This is a genomic window from Nonomuraea sp. NPDC049695 (assembly GCF_040674955.1).
In the GTDB taxonomy this organism is placed as follows: Bacteria; Actinomycetota; Actinomycetes; order Streptosporangiales; family Streptosporangiaceae; genus Nonomuraea; species Nonomuraea helvata.
Genome location: NZ_JBFANV010000023.1, coordinates 95562 through 113972 on the forward strand (window position 1 = coordinate 95562; position 18411 = coordinate 113972).

General features: G+C 72.7%; 14 protein-coding genes. 6 read left to right on the plus strand and 8 right to left on the minus strand.

Annotation, left to right across the window (positions count from 1 at the left end):
- Nucleotides 1–84: 84 nt before the first annotated feature.
- The 3 genes from AB0J64_RS21670 to AB0J64_RS21680 form a co-directional block, all read right to left on the minus strand.
- Nucleotides 85–732: a response regulator transcription factor gene (locus AB0J64_RS21670; RefSeq protein ID WP_344984171.1), complete on the minus strand. Its 648-nt coding sequence runs from the start codon at nucleotides 730–732 to the stop codon at nucleotides 85–87.
- Nucleotides 723–2420 (minus strand): sensor histidine kinase, encoded by a 1698-nt coding sequence (locus AB0J64_RS21675; protein ID WP_364029342.1) that lies wholly within the window; start codon nucleotides 2418–2420, stop codon nucleotides 723–725. Before AB0J64_RS21675 ends, AB0J64_RS21670 begins: the two co-directional genes overlap by 10 nt.
- Nucleotides 2421–2485: 65 nt before the next feature.
- Nucleotides 2486–2959, minus strand: a complete 474-nt coding sequence (locus AB0J64_RS21680) for a nitroreductase family deazaflavin-dependent oxidoreductase (protein ID WP_364029344.1) — start codon at nucleotides 2957–2959, stop codon at nucleotides 2486–2488.
- 287 nt (nucleotides 2960–3246) lie between these two features.
- Between AB0J64_RS21680 and tuf the strand changes: the two genes are divergently transcribed.
- Nucleotides 3247–4470 carry an elongation factor Tu gene (tuf, locus tag AB0J64_RS21685; protein ID WP_364029346.1) on the plus strand — a complete coding sequence of 408 codons (1224 nt, stop codon included), beginning with the start codon at nucleotides 3247–3249 and terminating at the stop codon, nucleotides 4468–4470.
- 70 nt (nucleotides 4471–4540) lie between these two features.
- Here the strand turns inward: tuf and AB0J64_RS21690 are convergent, their stop codons facing one another.
- Together AB0J64_RS21690 and AB0J64_RS21695 are read right to left on the minus strand one after the other, a co-directional pair.
- On the minus strand, nucleotides 4541–7354 hold the full coding sequence (locus tag AB0J64_RS21690) for a glycoside hydrolase family 2 TIM barrel-domain containing protein (protein WP_364029348.1): 2814 nt from the start codon (nucleotides 7352–7354) through the stop codon (nucleotides 4541–4543).
- 75 nt (nucleotides 7355–7429) lie between these two features.
- Nucleotides 7430–8581 (minus strand): amidohydrolase family protein, encoded by a 1152-nt coding sequence (locus AB0J64_RS21695; RefSeq protein ID WP_364029350.1) that lies wholly within the window; start codon nucleotides 8579–8581, stop codon nucleotides 7430–7432.
- 209 nt (nucleotides 8582–8790) lie between these two features.
- On the opposite strand from AB0J64_RS21695, the gene AB0J64_RS21700 reads away from it, so the two are divergent.
- Genes AB0J64_RS21700 through AB0J64_RS21715 form a run of 4 tightly spaced genes read left to right on the plus strand, consistent with a single transcriptional unit; the run spans nucleotide 8791 to nucleotide 13169 of the window.
- Nucleotides 8791–9795 carry an NAD(P)-dependent oxidoreductase gene (locus AB0J64_RS21700; RefSeq protein ID WP_364029352.1) on the plus strand — a complete coding sequence of 335 codons (1005 nt, stop codon included), beginning with the start codon at nucleotides 8791–8793 and terminating at the stop codon, nucleotides 9793–9795.
- Entirely contained in the window at nucleotides 9782–10471 is a 690-nt protein-coding gene (locus AB0J64_RS21705) for a PIG-L deacetylase family protein (RefSeq protein WP_364029354.1), read from the plus strand. Before AB0J64_RS21700 ends, AB0J64_RS21705 begins: the two co-directional genes overlap by 14 nt.
- Nucleotides 10468–11400: a methionyl-tRNA formyltransferase gene (locus AB0J64_RS21710; protein ID WP_364029356.1), complete on the plus strand. Its 933-nt coding sequence runs from the start codon at nucleotides 10468–10470 to the stop codon at nucleotides 11398–11400. Before AB0J64_RS21705 ends, AB0J64_RS21710 begins: the two co-directional genes overlap by 4 nt.
- Entirely contained in the window at nucleotides 11397–13169 is a 1773-nt protein-coding gene (locus AB0J64_RS21715; RefSeq protein ID WP_364029358.1) for an NAD-dependent epimerase/dehydratase family protein, read from the plus strand. Before AB0J64_RS21710 ends, AB0J64_RS21715 begins: the two co-directional genes overlap by 4 nt.
- A gap of 119 nt (nucleotides 13170–13288) precedes the next feature.
- On the opposite strand, the gene AB0J64_RS21720 is transcribed toward AB0J64_RS21715, so the two are convergent.
- The 3 genes from AB0J64_RS21720 to AB0J64_RS21730 are packed head-to-tail and all read right to left on the minus strand — an operon-like array spanning nucleotide 13289 to nucleotide 16819.
- Complete coding sequence (locus AB0J64_RS21720) at nucleotides 13289–15286, minus strand: N,N-dimethylformamidase beta subunit family domain-containing protein (protein ID WP_364029360.1); 1998 nt, start codon at nucleotides 15284–15286, stop codon at nucleotides 13289–13291.
- Nucleotides 15283–16593, minus strand: coding sequence for a hypothetical protein (locus AB0J64_RS21725; RefSeq protein ID WP_364029362.1), 1311 nt, complete (start codon nucleotides 16591–16593; stop codon nucleotides 15283–15285). The genes AB0J64_RS21720 and AB0J64_RS21725 overlap by 4 nt, the downstream gene beginning before the upstream one ends.
- Entirely contained in the window at nucleotides 16586–16819 is a 234-nt protein-coding gene (locus AB0J64_RS21730; RefSeq protein WP_364029384.1) for an acyl carrier protein, read from the minus strand. Before AB0J64_RS21730 ends, AB0J64_RS21725 begins: the two co-directional genes overlap by 8 nt.
- Nucleotides 16820–16987: 168 nt before the next feature.
- Here AB0J64_RS21730 and AB0J64_RS21735 point away from each other — a divergent pair, with 168 nt between their 5' ends.
- On the plus strand, nucleotides 16988–18409 hold the full coding sequence (locus AB0J64_RS21735) for an AMP-binding protein (RefSeq protein ID WP_364029364.1): 1422 nt from the start codon (nucleotides 16988–16990) through the stop codon (nucleotides 18407–18409).
- Nucleotides 18410–18411: the final 2 nt, after the last annotated feature.

Genomic DNA, 18411 nt, shown 5'->3' on the forward strand with positions numbered 1-18411 from the left:
TTCCAGTCGATCCGATCATTCGCGACCGGGCCCGGAAAGGGAACCCGGCTGGCACTCACGGAGAGGTACGGTTACCCGCACCCCTCATGCGTTCAGGTACCGCAGCACCGCGAGCACCCGCCGGTGGTCGTGGGCGCTCGCCTCCAGCCCGAGCTTGGCGAAGATGCTGGTGCAGTGCTTCTCCACGGTGCGTTCGGCGATGGCCAGCCGCTCGGCGATCGCCATGTTCGTACGCCCCTCGGCCATCAGGCGCAGTACGGCGCGCTCACGCTCGGTGAGCAGGCCCAGCGGGTCGCCGGGCTGCCGGTGGCGGCCGACAAGTTGCTCGACGACGACCGGGTCCAGCGCGGACCCGCCCGATCCCACCCGCCGGATGGCCGCGGCGAACTCGGCCAGGTCGGACACCCGGTCCTTGAGCAGGTAGCCCACGCCCTCGGTGCGGCCGCCGAGCAGCTCGACCGCGTAGCTCACCCGTACGTGCTGCGACAGGACGAGCACCCCCACCGCCGGGTGCCGCTCCCGCAGCGCGACGGCCGCCCGCAGCCCCTCGTCGGTGTGCGTGGGCGGCAGGCGGATGTCGAGCACGGCCACGTCGGGCGGGTCCTTCTCGACATGGGCGAGCAGGTCCTCGGCGTAGTCGACGCACGCCGCCACCGTGAACCCCGACTCGGCGAGCAGCCGGGCCAGGCCCTCGCGAAAGAGCGTGGAGTCCTCGCAGATCGCTACGCGCACGGCAGGACCACCTTCAGCACGGTTCCCTTCCCTGGTGGGCTCTCGATCGTGAGTCTGCCGCCGTTGGCCTCGGCGCGGTCGGCGAGCCCGGCGAGCCCCGAGCCGCGCGCGGGATCGGCCCCGCCGGCGCCGTCGTCGCCCACCTCGACCCAGAGGCGGCGGCCGTCGTGGGCGAGCCGTACCCACGCCTTCGACGCGGCGGCGTGCCTGGTCACGTTGGCCAGGGCCTCGTTGACGATGTAGTAGGCCGCGCTCTCCACGGACTGCGGCAGCGGCTGGTCCAGCGCCAGATCGCAGGTGACGGCCATGGGGGCGACCGCGGCCAGCTCCTTGACCGCGCCCGCCAGGCCGCGCTCCGTCAGCACCGGCGGGTGGATGCCATGGCTGACCGCACGCAGGTCGTCCAGCGCGGTCAGCACCGCCGTCTTGGCCTCGCCGATGAGCGGGACGGCCCGTCCCGGGTCGGTGCCGGCCTCCGCCAGCCCGAGCGCCATCGCCGCGGACAGCAGCCGCTGCTGCACACCGTCGTGCAGGTCGCGTTCGATCCTGCGGCGCTCGGCCTCGCCCCACTGCAGCATCCGCCGCCGCGAGGCCGCGAGCTGCCGCAGCCGGGCCCGCAGGTCCGCGGTGAGCCGCTCGTTCTCCAGGGCGAGCGCCGCGGCGGCGCACGCGGCCTCGACGAGCAGGGGCTGCTCGAGGAGGGCGGCGTCGTGCACGAGTACGGCGAGCGGCGCCTCGCCCTGGTCGACGCGGGTGACGACCCTGCCCGGCCCCGGGTCCAGGGCGACCGGGCGGCCGTCGGCGTCCACGTAGCGGTCCTGCTGGGCCGTCCAGTAGCCCACGATCAGCCCCGGGTCCCGCAGGGTGGCGGCCAGCTCGTCACGCAGGCTGTGCGGCCGTTCGCGCCTGCTCAGCCGCACCACGAGGTCGGCCACGCGGCCGTGGTCCATCCGGCTTCGCATGAGCCCGGCCAGGTACGCCAGTGGGACCGCCATGAAGGCCCCCAGCATGACGAGCGCGAGGGGGACCTGCAGCGGGTTCGGGCCGAAGAGGCCGGACATGCGGTCCACGGCGAAGGAGGCCGTGGCGAGTATCGAGGCGCCGGTGACCGGCGCGACCGCCCGGCGCTGCGCCATGCTCGCCTGCTGCCAGCGCTTGACCGTGAGAGCGAGCACCGCACCGGAGATGAGGACGGTCACCTGCCAGGAGGAGTCGTCGAGCGCGACGGCGAGGGTCCGGAGCGGTGGGGACAGGGGAAGGTACGTGGCGGCCTGGGCCGAGGGCAGCAGGAGAGCCGCCACGTACGCCAGCCCGGCCACCACCCGGTAGGAGACGAAGCGCAGCCTGCCGGTGGGAAAGGCGAGGAACAGGTGGCAGGCGACCGCCGCCCACATGCCGCACAACGCCAGCGCCCACAGCACGTCCCCGGGATGGAACAGCAGCTGCTGCGGAAGCCAGGCGACTCCGACCGCCACCATGAGCGGGCCGACCTGGTTACGTGGATGCTCCCGCCAGGCCACGGTCCCGGCCGTGAGGAAGGAGAGGCCGACCAGCGCGCCGAGCATCCAGATCGGGCCGTGCCGCCAGATGGGGCCGTGCCCGGTCCCGAGGACGTTGACGACCAGCAGCCACGTCCCTGCCGCCGCGACGGCGAGTAAACCGGTGGTGCCCCTGGAACGCGTCGCCATCGCCCACCCCCGATGGGGATTCTACGGGCGAACCGCCCGGAATGAGGCTGAGCGCGGGCTCGCGGTCACCGCGGGGTGAGCCGGATCACCGGATACTCGCGGTCGGATTTGCTCTGGTACTTCGCGATGCGGGGCTGGGCGGCGGCGATGCGCTGCCAGGCCCGCTCGCGGTCGGCGCCGCCGAGCCGGTGCGGCGTCACCGGCATGGCGTCGCGGCCCGGCAGTTCGATCGCCGCCCGGTCGGGGTGCGCCATCAGGTTGGCGTGCCAGTCCGGGTGCCGGCTCCCACCGCCCGACGCGACGATCAGCCAGGCGTCCTCGCCGTCGGCGAACCACGCCACAGGCGTCTCCCTCGGCTGCCCGCTCCGCCGGCCCACCGTGTTCAGGATCAGCACGTCCATGCCCATGAACGTGCCGCGGCCGCGCCGGATCTTGCGGTTCATGCGGGCGTTCGTCTTGCGCTGCAGCCACCGTGACAGCGCTCCGGGCGTGCCGGGCTCGCGCGCCGCGCGGCCGCTTGCTTGCTGGTTCTGTGCCATGTCGCCAACGTTAGGCAGCGGGGCCGCGGGCCTGCTTCTCCATTCCTGATCGGTCCGTCCCACCCCGGGGCGGAATATTCTGTTGCGGTTTCTCTGCTGATGACCGCACTATGTTCGGCATGTTCCTGCACGCTCTCCTCGCCACACCCGCGGTGCCGGGTGTGCTTGAGCGTGCCTGCGACGGCCTGGAGCGCTGACCTCTTCCCGTACGTCCTGAAGTGACCCGGCGGGGGGAGGTTGTCGGCCCGGACGGGTCACGAAATTTCCAGGTATGTCAGGAAGGAACCATGGCCAAGCAGGCCTACGTACGGAACAAGCCCCACCTCAACATCGGCACGATGGGGCACGTCGATCACGGGAAGACCACGCTGACCGCGGCCATCACGAAGGTGCTGGCGGAGCGGGGGCAGGCCACGTACACGCCGTTCGAGCGGATCGACCGCACGCCCGAGGAGGCGCAGCGGGGGATCACGATCAACATCTCGCACGTCGAGTACGAGACCGCCACCCGCCACTACGCCCACGTGGACATGCCCGGCCACGCCGACTACGTGAAGAACATGATCACGGGTGCGGCGCAGCTCGACGGCGCGATCCTCGTCGTGTCCGCGCACGACGGGATCATGCCGCAGACCCGGGAGCACGTGCTGCTCGCCCGGCGCGTCGGGGTCGAGCACCTGGTCGTGGCCGTCAACAAGGCCGACGGCGCGGACCCGGAGCTGACCGACCTGGTCGAGCTGGAGCTGCAGGACCTGCTGACCGAGCACGGCTACACCGGCGTCCCGATGGTGCGGGTGTCCGGGCTGCGGGCGCTGGAGGGCGACCCGGTCTGGACGGCCTCCATCGAGGCGCTGCTCCGGGCGGTGGACGAGCACATCCCCGTGCCGGTGCGGTACGTGGACGCGCCGTTCCTCATGCCGGTCGAGAACGTGCTCACGGTCACCGGCCGGGGCACGGTCGTCACCGGGGCCATCGAGCGCGGCACGGTCCGGGTCGGTGACACGGTGGAGGCGATCGGTTTCGGGGGCGGTTTCGGGGGCGGTTTCGGGGGCGGGTCCGGTGACGGGTTCGGCGCCGTCGTGACGGGCGTGGAGACGTTCGGCAAGACGATGGAGCGGGGCGAGGCCGGTGACAACGCGGCCGTGCTGCTGCGCGGCGTCCGGCGCGAGCAGGTGCGGCGCGGCATGGTGCTGGCGGCGCCCGGCAGCCAGCGGGCCCACCGGTCCTTCACCGCCCGCGTCTACCTGCTGACCGCGGAGGAGGGCGGGCGGCGCAAGCCGATCGCGTCCGGGTACCGGCCGCAGTTCTACCTGCGGACGACGGACGTGCCCGGCGAGATGACGCTGCTGTCCGCTGGAGCCGGCTCCGGGGTGGCCGCCCAGCCGGGTGACACCGTGGACGTGGTGGTCGAGCTGGGCAAGGCGGTGGCGCTGGAGCCCGGGCTCGGCTTCGCGATCCGCGAGGGCGGCCTGACGGTCGGCGCGGGCACGATCCTCACCGTGCCCGGCTGACCCGCACGGCCGCACGGCGCCGCGACCGGCTCGTTCCCCGTCAGGGGCGCGAGCCGGTCGCTGCCGCCCGTCAGCTGGGCTCGAACCTGAGCCTGAACGTCGTCCGCCCGGCCCTGAGGTCGTACGCGGGAAGCGCGCCCGGACCGCAGGTGGCGGTGCCGATGCCCTGCTGGGCCAGGTCCAGGCCGATGTGCAGGCGGTCGCCCGGCACCAGGTCGGGCCGGTGACGGGCCCGGTCCAGCTCGGCCGCGCTCCACGGGCGCGCGGTCAGGCCGAACACCGGGTACCCGCGCACCCTGAAGGCGCCGAAGTCGGCCCACCGCACGTCCGCCCGGTGGCCGTTCTCCTGCGGGAACACGTACGGGATCTGGAGCTCGTCGATGCTCGCCCGCCAGCGGCCGACCCGGGCGGACATCCCGGTGTCCGGGTACGCCTCGCCCGGCCCCCTGCCGAACCAGGTGACATGCTCGACCGTGCCGGCGGGCAGCGTCATGTTCAGGCCGACGCGCGGGATGGGATCGGCCCAGTCGCCCTCCGGCTCGATGTCCACCGTCAGCTCCAGGCCGCCGCCCACCGCCGTCCAGGTGTACGTGGCCCGCATGCCGAGGTCGGTCACGGCGGGCGCCACCCGGGTGCGTACGGTCAGCCCGTCGCCGGTCTCGATCGCGTCCACGCGGTGGGTGAGCCGGTGCAGGCCGAGCCTGCGCCACTTGCCGGCCAGCCCGCCGTAGGTGTCGTTGTCGGTCGGCGCCCGCCACAGGTCGAGCCGCGGCCCTTCGACCTCCGTCCCGAACAGCCGCACGAGCCTGCCGGTGGCCGCGTCGAACGCCGCGTCGCCGAGCATGTGGTGCTCCCGGCCGTCCAGGACGGCCCGCGCCGGAGCGCTCACCACGGCGGGGGCGGCGGGTTCCACGGGCGAGGGGAACGGCTTGAGCGGGGCCTGACCCCAGGCGACCTCGTGCCCGGCCGCGGCCCACGGCTGGTCGGCGGCCAGTACGGCGCGCACGGTCACCCACGACTCGCCGTCCCCAGCCGGTGGCGGGGGCAGCTTGACCTCGCCGCCCTCGGCGGGGACCGTCAGCCGGTGCTCGGCCACCGTCTCCCCGTCCGTCTCCCCATCCGTCTCCACGGTGACGACGAACTCCAGGTGCGACAGGTCACGGAAGCCGTGACCGTTGACGACCCGCACCACGCCGTCCCCGAACTCGAAGCGGACCGGCTCGAACACCTTCTTCAGGTCGAGCAGCCCGGGCGACGGCGTGCGGTCGGGGAACACCAGACCGTCGATGACGAAGTTCGAGTCGTGCACGGGCTCGCCGTAGTCACCGCCGTACGCGTACTCGTACGTGGGATGCGCCAGCCCATGGTCGATCCACTCCCAGATGAACCCGCCGGCCAGCCGCGGATACCGCTCGAACAGCTCCTGGTACTCGGCCAGCCCGCCCGGCCCGTTGCCCATGGCGTGGGCGTACTCGCACTGCATGAACGGCATCCCCCGCCGGCGCGCGTCCAGCGCGGGGTCGTCGAGTGGCGCCTCCTCGCGCCGCCCGATGGCCTCCACCTCGGCGTGCGAGGCGTACATGCGCGAATACACGTCCGTGTGCGCGCACGACCGGTCCCCTTCGTAGTGGATCGGCCGGGACGAGTCGCGCGCACGGGTCCAGTCCGCCATGACGGCCAGGTTGCGGCCGACGCCCGCCTCGTTGCCGAGCGACCACATGATGATGCTGGGGTGGTTCTTGTCGCGTTCGACCATGCGGCGCATGCGGTCGAGCAGCGCGTCGGCGTAGCGCGGGTCGTCGGTGGGGTTGGCGCGCCAGCCGACCTCGCCGAAGCCGTGCGTCTCGAGGTCGCACTCGTCGATCACCCACAGGCCCAGCTCGTCGCAGAGGTCGAGGAAGTCGGGGTGGGGCGGGTAGTGGCTGGTCCTGACGGCGTTGACGTTGTGCCGCTTCATCAGCAGCACGTCCTCGCGCATTGTCTCGTACGGGACCGCCCGGCCGTGCTCCGGGTGGAACTCGTGCCGGTTCACGCCCTTGAACAGCAGCGGGCGGCCGTTGGCGAGGAGCACGCCGTCGACGATGGAGATCGTGCGGAAGCCGATGCGCAGCCGCACCGTCTCCTCCGGGAACGTCACGACGGCGTCGTACAGGCGGGGCGTCTCGGCCGTCCACGGCTCCACCTCCACCGACACCTCGGCCCCGGGCGCGAGGTCGGCGACGCCGAGCTCGGGGACGCTCAGCGTCCCCTCGCCCTCGAAGCTGAGCGTGCCCCGGCCGTCGGCGTAGGAGGCGCGCACGAAGACGTCGGCGGTGGAGCGGGTGAGCGTGACGTCGCGGAAGATGCCGGGCAGCCACCACATGTCCTGGTCCTCCAGGTACGTGGCCGCCGACCACTGGTGCACGCGGACGGCGAGCACGTTGCGCCCGGGACGCAGGTACGGGCCCGCGTCGAACTCGGCGGGCAGCCTGCTGCCGGTCCAGAAGCCCAGCTCGTGGCCGTTGAGCCAGACCCTGGCGAAGGACTCGGCGCCCTCGAACCGCAGCCGGCCGCCCGTCCAGCCCTCAGGCAGGTCGAAGACGCGCCGGTAGTCGCCGGTCGGGTTCTCGTCGGGGACCCGGGGCGGGTCGATCGGGATGGGGAAGTCGACGTTCGTGTACGCGGGCGCGCCGTGGCCGTGGAGGTTCCAGTGCGACGGGACCGGGAGCGAGTCCCAGTCCGAGTCGTCGAAGGACGGCTCGGCGAAGTCCTCGTGAACGTTCACGGATTGTGAGAAACGGAAGCGCCACGTCCCGTTGAGGTCGAGGGCGGGCGCGTCTGAGCGGAGTGCGGCCCTGGGTTCGAGCAGTCCCGAACCGGGGGCGAAAGTTTCGAGGTCCATCATGGCCGAGCCTAGAGGTTCCAGCTGGTTTCGTCACCGATGAGTTTTCTGTCCGCTTGCCCGGGCGAGCGGCCGCGCTCATGCGTCCCCGAGGTCGTAGACGCGGCGCGCGTTCCCGGCGCCCACCATGAAGGCCACCCGCATGGCCTGCTCCACCGACCACTCCCCCTCGGCCACGAACCCGCCGAGCACCCGCGCCATCGCCCGCCGCCACAGCAGCGCCCCGAGGTGGTGCAGCTCGGCGGGCCCGAAGGCGTCGGACGAGAAGAGGATCTTCGCGAACGGCGCCACCTCCAGGCTCTCGGCCACCACGGCCGCGCTGCGCGCTCCCGTGTAGCTCACCCCCAGCCCCACGTCGAAGAAGACGTTCGGGTACGCGTGCGCCAGGAACCCCGCCTGCCGCTGGTACGGGTAGCAGTGCAGCAACAGCAGCGGCACCCCGGTCGGCTCGGCCAGCTCGATCAGACCGCGCAGCAGCAGCGGGTCCGACCGGCGAAGGTCCACGTCCGGATCGCCGAACCCGATGTGGAACTGCAGCGGCAGCCCGCGCTCCAGCCCCGTCCAGATGAGGTGGCGCAGCAGCACGGGGTCCGTCAGCCGGCCGCCGCCCGCCGACAGCCAGCGCCCGGCGGCCTCCGTGACCTCCTCGGGGGCGGGCGGCGCGGGGTCGAAGTCGAGCCCGTGCCGGTAGGCGGCGACGCTCTTGAGCCCGCGTGCCGTGCGCGTGCGCTCCCACAGCGCCTCGGCGAACCGGCGGGCGAACGCGCCCGCCTCGCACCCGGCGGCGGCCACCTGTTCGGCCACGCTCTCCAGCCGCACGATCTCGTCGGCGGGCACGCCGCTCGCCTCGGCCATGCCGGACGGGCCCAGCAGCTCCTCGCTCCGGTAGCCGGTCTCGACGAGGAAGTGCCCGATGCCGGCGGCGGCCAGCAGCAGCCGGTTCGTCTCGGCGGCGCCGAGCCGCGCGCGCCTGGCGAGGTACTCCTCCGGCGTGCAGAACGGCTCGAGCCCGAGCACCGGCGCGCAGTGGCGCAGGATGGCGTGGCCGAGCTGGGAGTCGAACGGGGTCATCCACGAGGGCACCGGCCGGTCCGACTCGGTGATCATCTCCTCGAACGCGGTGCGCGACAGGTCGCGCGACGTGGCGCCGTGCACGTGGTGGTCCACCAGCGCCATCTCCTCGATGGCCCGCACGAAACCGCTGGGCAGGAGGTCGAGCTCCATGGACATCAGCCATGCCTCCCAAGGGGTCTCCCCAGGTGTCTCCCAAGGTCAACGTACCCGCGTGCTACCCCGGCGGGCGCGGGTTCACGCGCCCTCGTGAAAATTGTGGCCATGGGTGACAAGAACCACGAAAACTGTTTTAATCCGTGGCTAAGTGACTAAGGGGCCTACATGGCCCTGTGTGACCGTTTTCCTCGAGCGGGAAAGGCGGGTCCGTGCGAGCACCAGGTGGCGAAGTAGTCATCACCGGCGGTCTCGGTTTCATCGGCTCTTATCTCGTGGACGCCTACCTCGCGGCGGGCCACCGCGTACGGATCATCGACTCGAACGCCGGCGCGGTCGTGGACGGCGAGGACTACGACGCGGACCCCCGCTGCACCGTCATCCGGGAGCGCGTGGAGGACCACCTGGCGTCGGGCGGCGACTTCGCGGGCGTGGACCGGGTCGTCCACGCCGCCTCCTACGTCGGGCCGGCCAGCATCCTGGCGCGATCCGGACGATTAGGGCACGACATCGTCGGCAGCACCGCCCCGGTCATCGAGGCGTGCCTCAGCGCCGGGGTGCCGCTGTGCGTGTTCAGCTCGGCCGAGGTGTACGGGCGCAGCGGCGTGCTGAGCGAGAAGGACGACATCGTCGTGCCGACCCAGTACAACACGCGCATCGAGTACGCGATCGCCAAGACGCTGGTCGAGGCCATGGTCTGCAACAGCCGCCGGCAGGGGTTGCGCGGGATCGTCATCCGGCCGTTCAACGTGGCGGGCGCGCGGCAGTCGCGGGCGGGCGGGTTCGTGATGCCGACGTTCGTGCAGCAGGCGCTGGCGGGGCGGCCGATCACCGTGTTCGCGGGGGGCGAGCAGGTCAGGGCGTTCGTCGCGGCCAGCGACCTGACGGCGTTCCTCATCGGCTACATGGACACGGCGCTGGACGGCGACGAGGTCATCATCAACGTCGGCAACCCGGCCAACGCCGTCACCGTCATGGAGCTGGCCGAGCGGGTGAAGTCGCTGCTCGGCAGCCCCTCGCCCATCGTCCGCGTGGACGGCAGGAGCGTGCACGGCCCCCACTACGCCGAGGCGGAGTCGTTCCACAAGATCCCGGCGCTGAGGACGGCCACCGACCTGGGCTGGCGGCCTCGCGTCACGCTCGACGAACTGATCATGAGCACCGCCGACTACTACCGCGCCCGCGAGGACCGAAGGGCAGTGAATGCGCCGCTTTGACCGCGTCCTGGTGATCTCCCCCCACGCCGACGACGAGGTCCTGGGCTGCGCCGGTCTGATGGCGGCGCAGGCCGAGGCCGGGGCCGAGGTGCACGTCCTGTATCTCGCGGTGGACGGCATGCACCACTACGGGCTCGACGGCGCCACGACCTACCCGCAGCGGCTGGAGGAGATCGAGGCCGTGCGGGACCTGCTCGGCTTCACCTTCGAGATCGCGTACGGGGACGCCGGGCTGACCGAGCGGCTCGACACGCTGCCGCGCAGGGAACTGGTCGACCTGTTCGAGCAGGCGCTGAACGAGCGGCGGCCCGACCTGCTGCTGCTGCCCAGCTTCGCCGACTACGACCAGGACCACGTCGCGGTCTTCCACGCCGGGTTCGCCGCCGCCCGGCCGATCGCGCAGCAGTTCGGCAAGTGGCTGGTGCCGAACGTCCTCATGTACGAGATGTCGAAGATCCAATGGGCGTCCGAGCCGATGCCCCGCTCGACCGCGTACTGCGACATCTCCTCCTGCATGGACACGAAGCTGAAGGCGCTGCGGGCGTACAAGAGCCAGCACCGGCCCTCGCCGCACATCAGGAGCGAGGAGTCGGTGACGGCGCTGGCCACGTTGCGCGGGGCGGAGATCGGTGTCTCTCACGCGGAGGCGTTCGGGGTGTTGAGGGAGGTCCTGTGAAGACGTACGCGTTCGCCACGGGGATGGAGTTCGCCGCACCGGCAGTGGACGTGCTGGTGGCGCAGGGCACTCCCCCGTCCCTGCTGATCGGCTATCCGCAGAAGCTGCAGCACCGCTCCGGGTTCGCGCCGCTGCGGGAGGCGTCGGAGAAACACGGCATCCCCCTGCTGGAGACGTCCGACATCAACGATGGGCAGGCGTACGAGCTGGTCAAGGGCATGGACCTGTTCGTGATCGCGGGATGGTCGCAGCTCGTGCGCGAGCCGCTGCTGTCGGCGTGCCCGCTGGGCTCGATCGGGCTGCATCCCACCCGGCTGCCCGAGGGGCGGGGCCGGGCCGCGCTGCCGTGGACGATCATCAAGCGGCTGGAGACGAGCGCGGTCAGCCTGTTCTTCCTGGACGAGGGGGCCGACACGGGCGACCTCATCGCGCAGCGGGAGTTCACGGTCAGCCGGCGTGACGACGTCACCGAGGTGTACCGCAAGGTCACGGAGATCAACGTGGACCTGCTGGCCACGTACATCCCGCTGCTGCTGGAGGGCCGGGTGGTGGCCCGCCCCCAGGGTCCCGGAGGGTCGTGGTGGGACAAGCGGCGGCCCGAGGACGGGGTGATCGACTGGTCCCGGCCCGCCTCGGACCTCTACGACTTCGTGCGGGCGCTGGCCGCGCCCTATCCGGGGGCGTTCACGTCGGTGTCCGGGCGGCGGCTGTACGTCCACAGCGCGGACCTCATCGAGTACGGCGGAGCCGAACCCCCCGGGACCGTGCTCGCGCCCGTCTGGTCCACCGGCGTCGGCGGGGTGCTGGTGGCCTGCGGGTCGGGGCTGCTGATGGTGCGTGAGGTGCAGTGGGAGGGCGAGGACCGGCGCGACGCCCTGGACCTGGTCGAATCGGGCGAGCTCGCGGTAGGCGCAGGCCTGGGCACATGACCGGCCCCGGCGGCGTGCGGTTGAGCGGTGCCGTGATGGCGCATCCCCGGCGCAGGGAGGCGGCCGCGCGGCTGGCCGGCGACGTGCTCGGCGTCGTCACCGACCCCGATCCGGCCGGCCGGCCTTCGGCGTTCCGCACGTCGCTGCTGGCCTGGTCGAGCATCCCCGACGACTCCACGCACCACTTCCTGCTCCACGACGACATGGTGCTGTCCGGCACGTTCTTCGAGCGGGCCGAGCGCGCCGCCCACGCCATGCCGGACGCCGCGCTGGCCCTGTTCGCGTTCTGGAACTCCCGCAACGGCGCGGCCGTGCGCCAAGGGGCGCTGGCCGGGGCGCGGTGGGTGGCGGGCGCGGGCGAGTACACGCCGGTGGCGGCCCTGCTGCTGCCCAGGGAGGTCGCCGAGGGGTACGTGGAGTGGGCGAAGGACCGGGGCGACACCTGGCCCGACGACGTACTCATGGGGCGTTACCTGCGCCAGGCCGGGGTGCCGGTCTTCGTGGCGGTGCCGAACCTGGCCGAGCACGAGGACCTGGCGAGCCTGGTGGACAACGACTTCCAGGGTCTGCGCCGCTCGCCGTGCTTCTTCACCGACGACCCGCTGGCCAGCCAGGGCGAGGACGCCGTGCCGGCCGATCTGCCGGTGATCCCGTTCTTCAAGCGGGGTATCGCGCAGTGCGCCGTACGCGTACCCGGGTCGAGGCGCTGGCGGGACCTGCGGTGCGAGGACTATCTGGCCGGCCTGGGCATCGACGCCGGCTCGCTGCGGGCGCGGGCGGCCGCCGGGCGTCACTGGCCGCTGTGGCTCACGGCGTACACGATGGGGGTCGTGCACCGGGGCGCGCGGGGCGACGCACGGGTGCTGGACGAGGCGCTGGCCACGCTGGGTCCTGGCGGGCTCTGCCACGAGCTCGGGTGGCGGGAGCTGGCGGGGCTGTCGGCGGAGCTGCACGAGGTGGCCCGGGCGGGGCTGGAGGCCGGGCTGTCCCGGTCGGAGGGCCGTCCGCCTCGCCGGGTGGATCGCGGGCCCGTGGCCGTCAGCGGTTCGAGCACGTTCGTACGGGAGCACCTGGCCGGCGCGCTCGCCGACCGTGGGTTCCGGCTCACCGGGCCGGGCAGCGGTGGGCCGGTAGTGCACGTGTGCGCGCTCGGCTGGTCCCCGGACGCCGACCCCGAGGAGGAGGTACGGCTGGCGCGGGCCGCCTTCGCCGGCGGGGCCGGCGGGGTGCTGCTCAGCTCGTTCCACGTCTACCCGGAGCGGAAGTGGGTGGACGAGGAGACACCCGTCGGCCCCGCCGGGGAAGGCGGCGTGTCGGCGGCGCTGCTCCAGGTGGAGGAGGAGGCGGCGGCCGGGGCGGTGGTGCTCCGGCTCGGCGAGCCGTACGGGCCCGGCATGCCGCAGCTGGGGCCGGTGGCCGAGCTGGTGCTGCGCTCTTCGCTCAACCGGCCCGCGCCTGTCTCGGGACGTCCGGTGCAGCTCGTGCACGTGCAGGACATCGCCGGGGCGGTGCTGGCCGCGCTGGAACGGGGCCGCGCGGGGCGCGTCTACAACATCGCCGACCGCAAGCGGCTGCGCATGGGCGAGCTGGCGGAGGCGGTGTCCGGGGCGGTGCGGCCGATGGAGGTCGAGACGTCGGACGAGCCTCCCGGGGCGCTGGTCAACGTGGAGCGGGCGGGTGTCGAGCTTGGGTGGCGGGCTGGTGTGACGTTGGACTATGGGCTGCATACGTGTGCGCAGTGGCTCGCCTACGAGAGCGACCGCTCATAGGGAATCCCCGCAGGGAGCCGCCGCTCCTGGGGGCCGACTCTCCTGGAGGCCACCGCGTCCTGCGGGCCGCTCCTGGAGGTCGCCCCTCCGGGGGCCGCCCGCTCCTGGGGGCCGCCCGCTCAGCCCGTGAGTGAGCGCCAGCGGAGTCGGCCGTCGTGTCCCGCGCCGATGAGGCGGCCTGCGGTGGCGGCCAGCGCGGTGAGGCCTGCGGCGGGTCCGAGGTCGCTCCAGCCGGACTCGTGCCGTTCGGCCGACCGCACCAGGATGCGGTCTGCCGCGACGGCGAACAGGCGTCCGTTCATCGCGGTCAGGCTCACCACGCCGGCGGCCGGGCCGACCGCACGCCAGTCGTGCGCGTCGAGCCGCCGGATGGGCAGGTGCCACAGCTCGCCGGCCGAGGTGACGGCGAACAGGCCCTCGTCCACGGCGGCCAGCCCGATGGCACCCTCGGGCGCCCGACTCACGTCCTGCCACGGCTGCGCGGCGGGGACGGGGTCGCGGTATCGGATGACGCCGTCGGGCGTGACGCCGTACAGGCCCGCGGGTGGGCCGCCGTGCGCCTCTCTCGGCGCGGCGAGGGCGATCGCGTCGGTCTCGCCGATCGCCTCCCAGGGAAGGTTCTGACCCGAGACGTCACGGACCGCGAGCGTCCCGTCCGAGCACGCCGCGTACAGGCGGTTCTCGCAACACACGAGCGCCCGCACACCGGCTTCGGCCGATGCGTTACCCACCCTCCTCTCAGGCGCCGCGGCGGCGGGACGGTGTGCGATGGAGCCCGGCGCACCATGCACGGCCCCCGAGCTGGGCGAAGCGGGCGCGGGATCCGATGCACCGATCGCCGTGCCTTCGGCCGCCGCGGCCGACGCGCCACCCACCGTTTTTCCGGGTGCGGCAGGCGGGTGCGGGGTCGGGCCGATGGTGTCCCAGGTGGAGGTGGAGGAGCGGCGGGAGAGGCGGTCGAGGACGTTTCGGGTGATGGTGGCCAGCACCGGGTCGTGGAGGGTGTTGCCCCAGTTGATGGTGCCCGCGTTGAAGACCGTGCCGGAGCCGAGGCGGTGGACGCCCATCGTGGCGGCCCCGCCCTTGCCGTAGCGGCGCCAGTGGGACAGGTCGGCGGTGGCGAGGACGACGAACGACGGCGGGGTGCCGTCGCGGCCGGTCGCCCTGGGCACGCCGGCCACCCATTCGAGGTCGGCGGCGTCCGTCTCGTAGCCGATCGCGCCGGTGCCGAACGCGTCGCCGTCCGACAGCCCCGTGCCCTCGAACACCCAGTGGCCGGCGAACCTGGCGGTGTAGGACTCCTGTGACATGACGCGGGAGTCCACCCAGCAGCCGGCGCCGTTCCTGAAGGACAGGCCGGTGAGGGTGTTCTCCGGGCGGTTGACGGGGTCGCTCGGCCACTCGACGGTGACCCGGCCGGGGTCGGTGGCGGACAGGGGGTCGGCGGTGGCGTCGCGGTAGCAGACCATGGTACGGAGGTCGTCCTCGAAGCGGACCTGCCACCAGCAGGTGTTCCCCGAGAAGATGGCGATGTTCCCCCCGCGCCGTGCGAACTCCTCGACCGCGTCCCGCATCTCCCATGACCAGTACTCGTCGTGCCCGTTGACGACCAGCAGGCGGTAGCCGGACAGGAAGTCCAGGCCTTCGTGCAGGTCCAGGCCCGAGCAGTAGTCGACCGTGTAGCCGGCCGGGCCGAGCCAGCGGAGCAGGCCGAGCTCCCACTCCTCGATCTGCGGTCCGGCGCCGGGGCGGTCGAAGGCGACCTTGACGGCGCGGTCGGGCTGCTCCGACTGGTAGAGGCCCTCACCGGGAACCCCGGGACGGTTGTACGCCTCCCAGGTGGGGAACGGAATCGACACCAGGATCGGCGAAGCGGGCACAGCACCGCGTACCACGAAATATGCGGAAGTGTCGTGGTAGATGGCTCGGTAGAGGGAGCTGGGCCAGTCATCGCCGACCTTCAGGGTCCAGGAGGGCCCGCCCGGCGCCTCGTCCTCCACGATCACGCGCCCCGACGGCACGTCCTCCACCCTGATCGGGCCGCCACCGCCGTCGAGCAGCCGGAAGCGGAGCTCCTCCCCCTGCGCGCACGACGTCGCCTCGGCGTACAGGCTCATCCTCGGGCCGCCGCCACGATCAGGCCTTCCAGGTCCAGCAGATACCGCTCGATGCCGGACGGGGGCAGCAGGGCGGTGTCCGCGTAGCAGGAGACCTCCATGAGCCCCGGCTCGCCGCCGACGTGCAGGCGGAAGTCGCAGATGTTGCGGTCCATGGCGTCCGTCCAGGCCACCTCCGTCTTCCCCTCCGCCGCTCCGGGGGAAGCGCCGTCCTCCTGCACGAGCCGCTGGTCGTTGAAGCAGCCGAACGACCGGATCCCGGGGCCCACACCGGCGACCGCCTCCTCCATCGCGTACGGGTCGTACTGGGCCTGCCGGTACGCCCGCAGCGCCGTCCCCCACGCCTGGCGTACCAGCGCGTCGAAAGAGGCCGCGCCGAGGTCCAGCACCACGAGGGCCTCCTGCGAGATCGTGGAGACCACGTCGCGCCGGCCGGCCGCGAAGCGGTTGTTGACGATCACTCGCATCCCGCAGAACCGCTGCCCGGTCAGCCCGCCCGCCAGCCGCATCGCCCCGGCCAGCAGCACAGTCGAGGAGCTGACCCGGTTGCGGGCGGCGACCGCCTGCGCGGCGGCGGCCAGCGCGGGCGAGCGCAATGTGGCCTCCAGGAAGCGCGGCGACTCCGGCACGTGTGAGGACGGCGGCACGGGGTCCATGCGGGCGTACTCGTCCAGCCAGGACGCGATCGTCTCCTCCGACACGCGCCGGCCCGCGTCGGAGCGCTGCCACGCGGCCAGGTCACGGGGCGTGGCGCTGTCCGGGGGCGGCAGCGAGTCGCGGAGCAGGAGCAGGCGGAAGTCCTTGACCACGAGGTCGGCCGCGTGGCCGTCGGCGGCGAGATGGCACAGGACCAAGGCGATGTGCCGGACATATCCCCCCGCCACCACGAACGCCACCCGCAGCGGCCACTCCTCCCAGTACGCGAACGGCTCGGCCGCCAGCCGCTCGCACACGTCCTCGACGGGCCCAGAGGTCGCCGCTGGGACCACCTCGTAGGAGGGACACGCGACAGCCGACACCTGCTGGAACGGCGCGTCACGGGGACCGGCGAGCCGGGTGCGGAGCGACTCGTGCCTGGCGACCAGCCGCTCGAGTGCCCGGGCGGCGTGTTCGACGGTGATGGGACGCCGCTTGGGGGCGGCGAAGGAGCGGGCGATGTTGAGGTAGCGCTCCTGCGGCGCGGCGGCGACAACCGCGCGCCAGATGTCCTGCTGCCCCCAGGTCAGCGGCGCCGTCGACGGCTCTGCCCGCAGCGCTGCCGGCCCTGTCAGCGGCGCCGTCAGCGGCGCGCCGCCGGCTTCACCCATGGAGCCGTACGTAGTCCACCAACGCGTCCAGGCTGTCGACCGCGGTCGGATCGAGCTCCACCCCGAACTCGGCCTCCACCGCGTCGATCAGCCGCAGATAAGCCAGCGAGGTGACGCCGAGATCGCTCAGCCGGGCCTGCCCGGACAGCACCTCGGCCGGATCGACCGCACCGTCGGCGGCCTTGGCGATCATGTCGGCGAGCCGTTCGTGGAGCTCCCCATCCATCTGCACCTGGTGAACCCTCCCTCGTCGGGGAATCCGGGGCGAGTGTGTCACGCGGTGCCAGATGTCGGCAAGCGCCTGCAGGGAAGGGGTTGACGCGATTGTGCATTTTTTCTAGCGTCAGGCCGCACGACGAAAAAAATTCTGGGGGTGGTTCCCTCGGCCCTTCCAGTGCCCGATCTCCTGACGTCCCGAGCCGCCGCCGACCCCGATCACGAAGCGCTGATCGTCGCCGGCCAGGGCAGCCTGACCCTGGCCGAGTGGGATGAGCGCTCCACCGCCGTCGCCCGCGCGCTCCCCGGGCCGCTCCAGGGCGGCCGGGTCGCGCTGGTCTTCGGCGGCCGCGACTGGCTGGACTACGCGGTGAGCTGGATGGCCGTGCTGAAGGCGGGCGGCGTGGCGGTGCCGCTGTCGGACCGGCTGGCGCCGCCGGAGCTGGCGTACATGGTCGAGAACTGCGGCGCGACCACGGTGGTGCACGGCCGGGGCACGACGCTCCCCCAGGGCTTCTCGTACGAGTATTTATCCGAAAAATCTGGCACGGCTGCCCTGCCGGAGATCGACCCGCTGTCGCTCGCCCAGATCCTCTACACCTCCGGCACGACCGGCCGCCCCAAGGGCGTCGCCGCCACCCACGCGAACCTCACGTCTCCGCCCGTCCACCCCAAGCGCCGCCCGTTCGCGCATTCCCGGCATCTGGTGCACGCCTTCCCCATCGGCACGAACGCCGGCCAGGTGATGCTGCTCCACGCGCTCACCGCCGCCCCGGCCGTGGTCACGCTCCCGCTCTTCACCCCGTCCCGCTTCGCCGCCCTGATCACCGAGTACGCGGCCGGCACCGTCTTCGTCGTCCCCGCGATGGCCGTCGAGCTGCTGAGCGCCCGCGTCCAGGACCGCCACGACCTGTCCGGCGTGCTGCTGCTCGGCTCGGCCGCCGCCGCGCTGCCCCCGAAGGTCGCCGCCGGGCTGACCGCCGCGTTCCCGAACGCGACCGTCGCGAACTACTACACCTCCACCGAGGCCGCCCCGGCGCAGACCATCATGATCTACGACCCCGAGCGCCCCGGCTCGCTCGGCCGCGCGGCCGGCGGCTCCCGGCTGAGGATCGCCGACGCCGAGGGCAAGCCGGTCGAGCCCGGGCAGACCGGCGAGGTGTGGCTCCGGGCCGCCGCGCACCCGCGCGCCTACTACGGCGAGGACCGGGACGACGCCTTCCAGGACGGCTGGGTACGCATGGGCGACCTCGGCTACCTCGACGACGAGGGCTACCTGTATCTCGTCGACCGGGAGAGCGACGTGATCAAGTCGGGCGCGTTCAAGGTCTCGACGTTGCAGGTGGAGTCGGCGCTGCACGAGCACCCGGCCGTGACGGACGCGTCGGTGTTCGGGGTGCCGCACCCGGTGATGGGCATGGCGGTGGCCGCCGCCGTGGTGGCCGGGGAGCCGCTGGCGCTCAGCGACGTACGGGCCTTCCTGAGCCCCCGGCTGGCCGGGCACGAGCTGCCCTCGGTCCTGCTCAACCTGGACGCCCTGCCCAGGAACGCCGCGGGCAAGGTCATCAAGCGGGAACTGCGGCGTATGGCAGAGGAGTGACG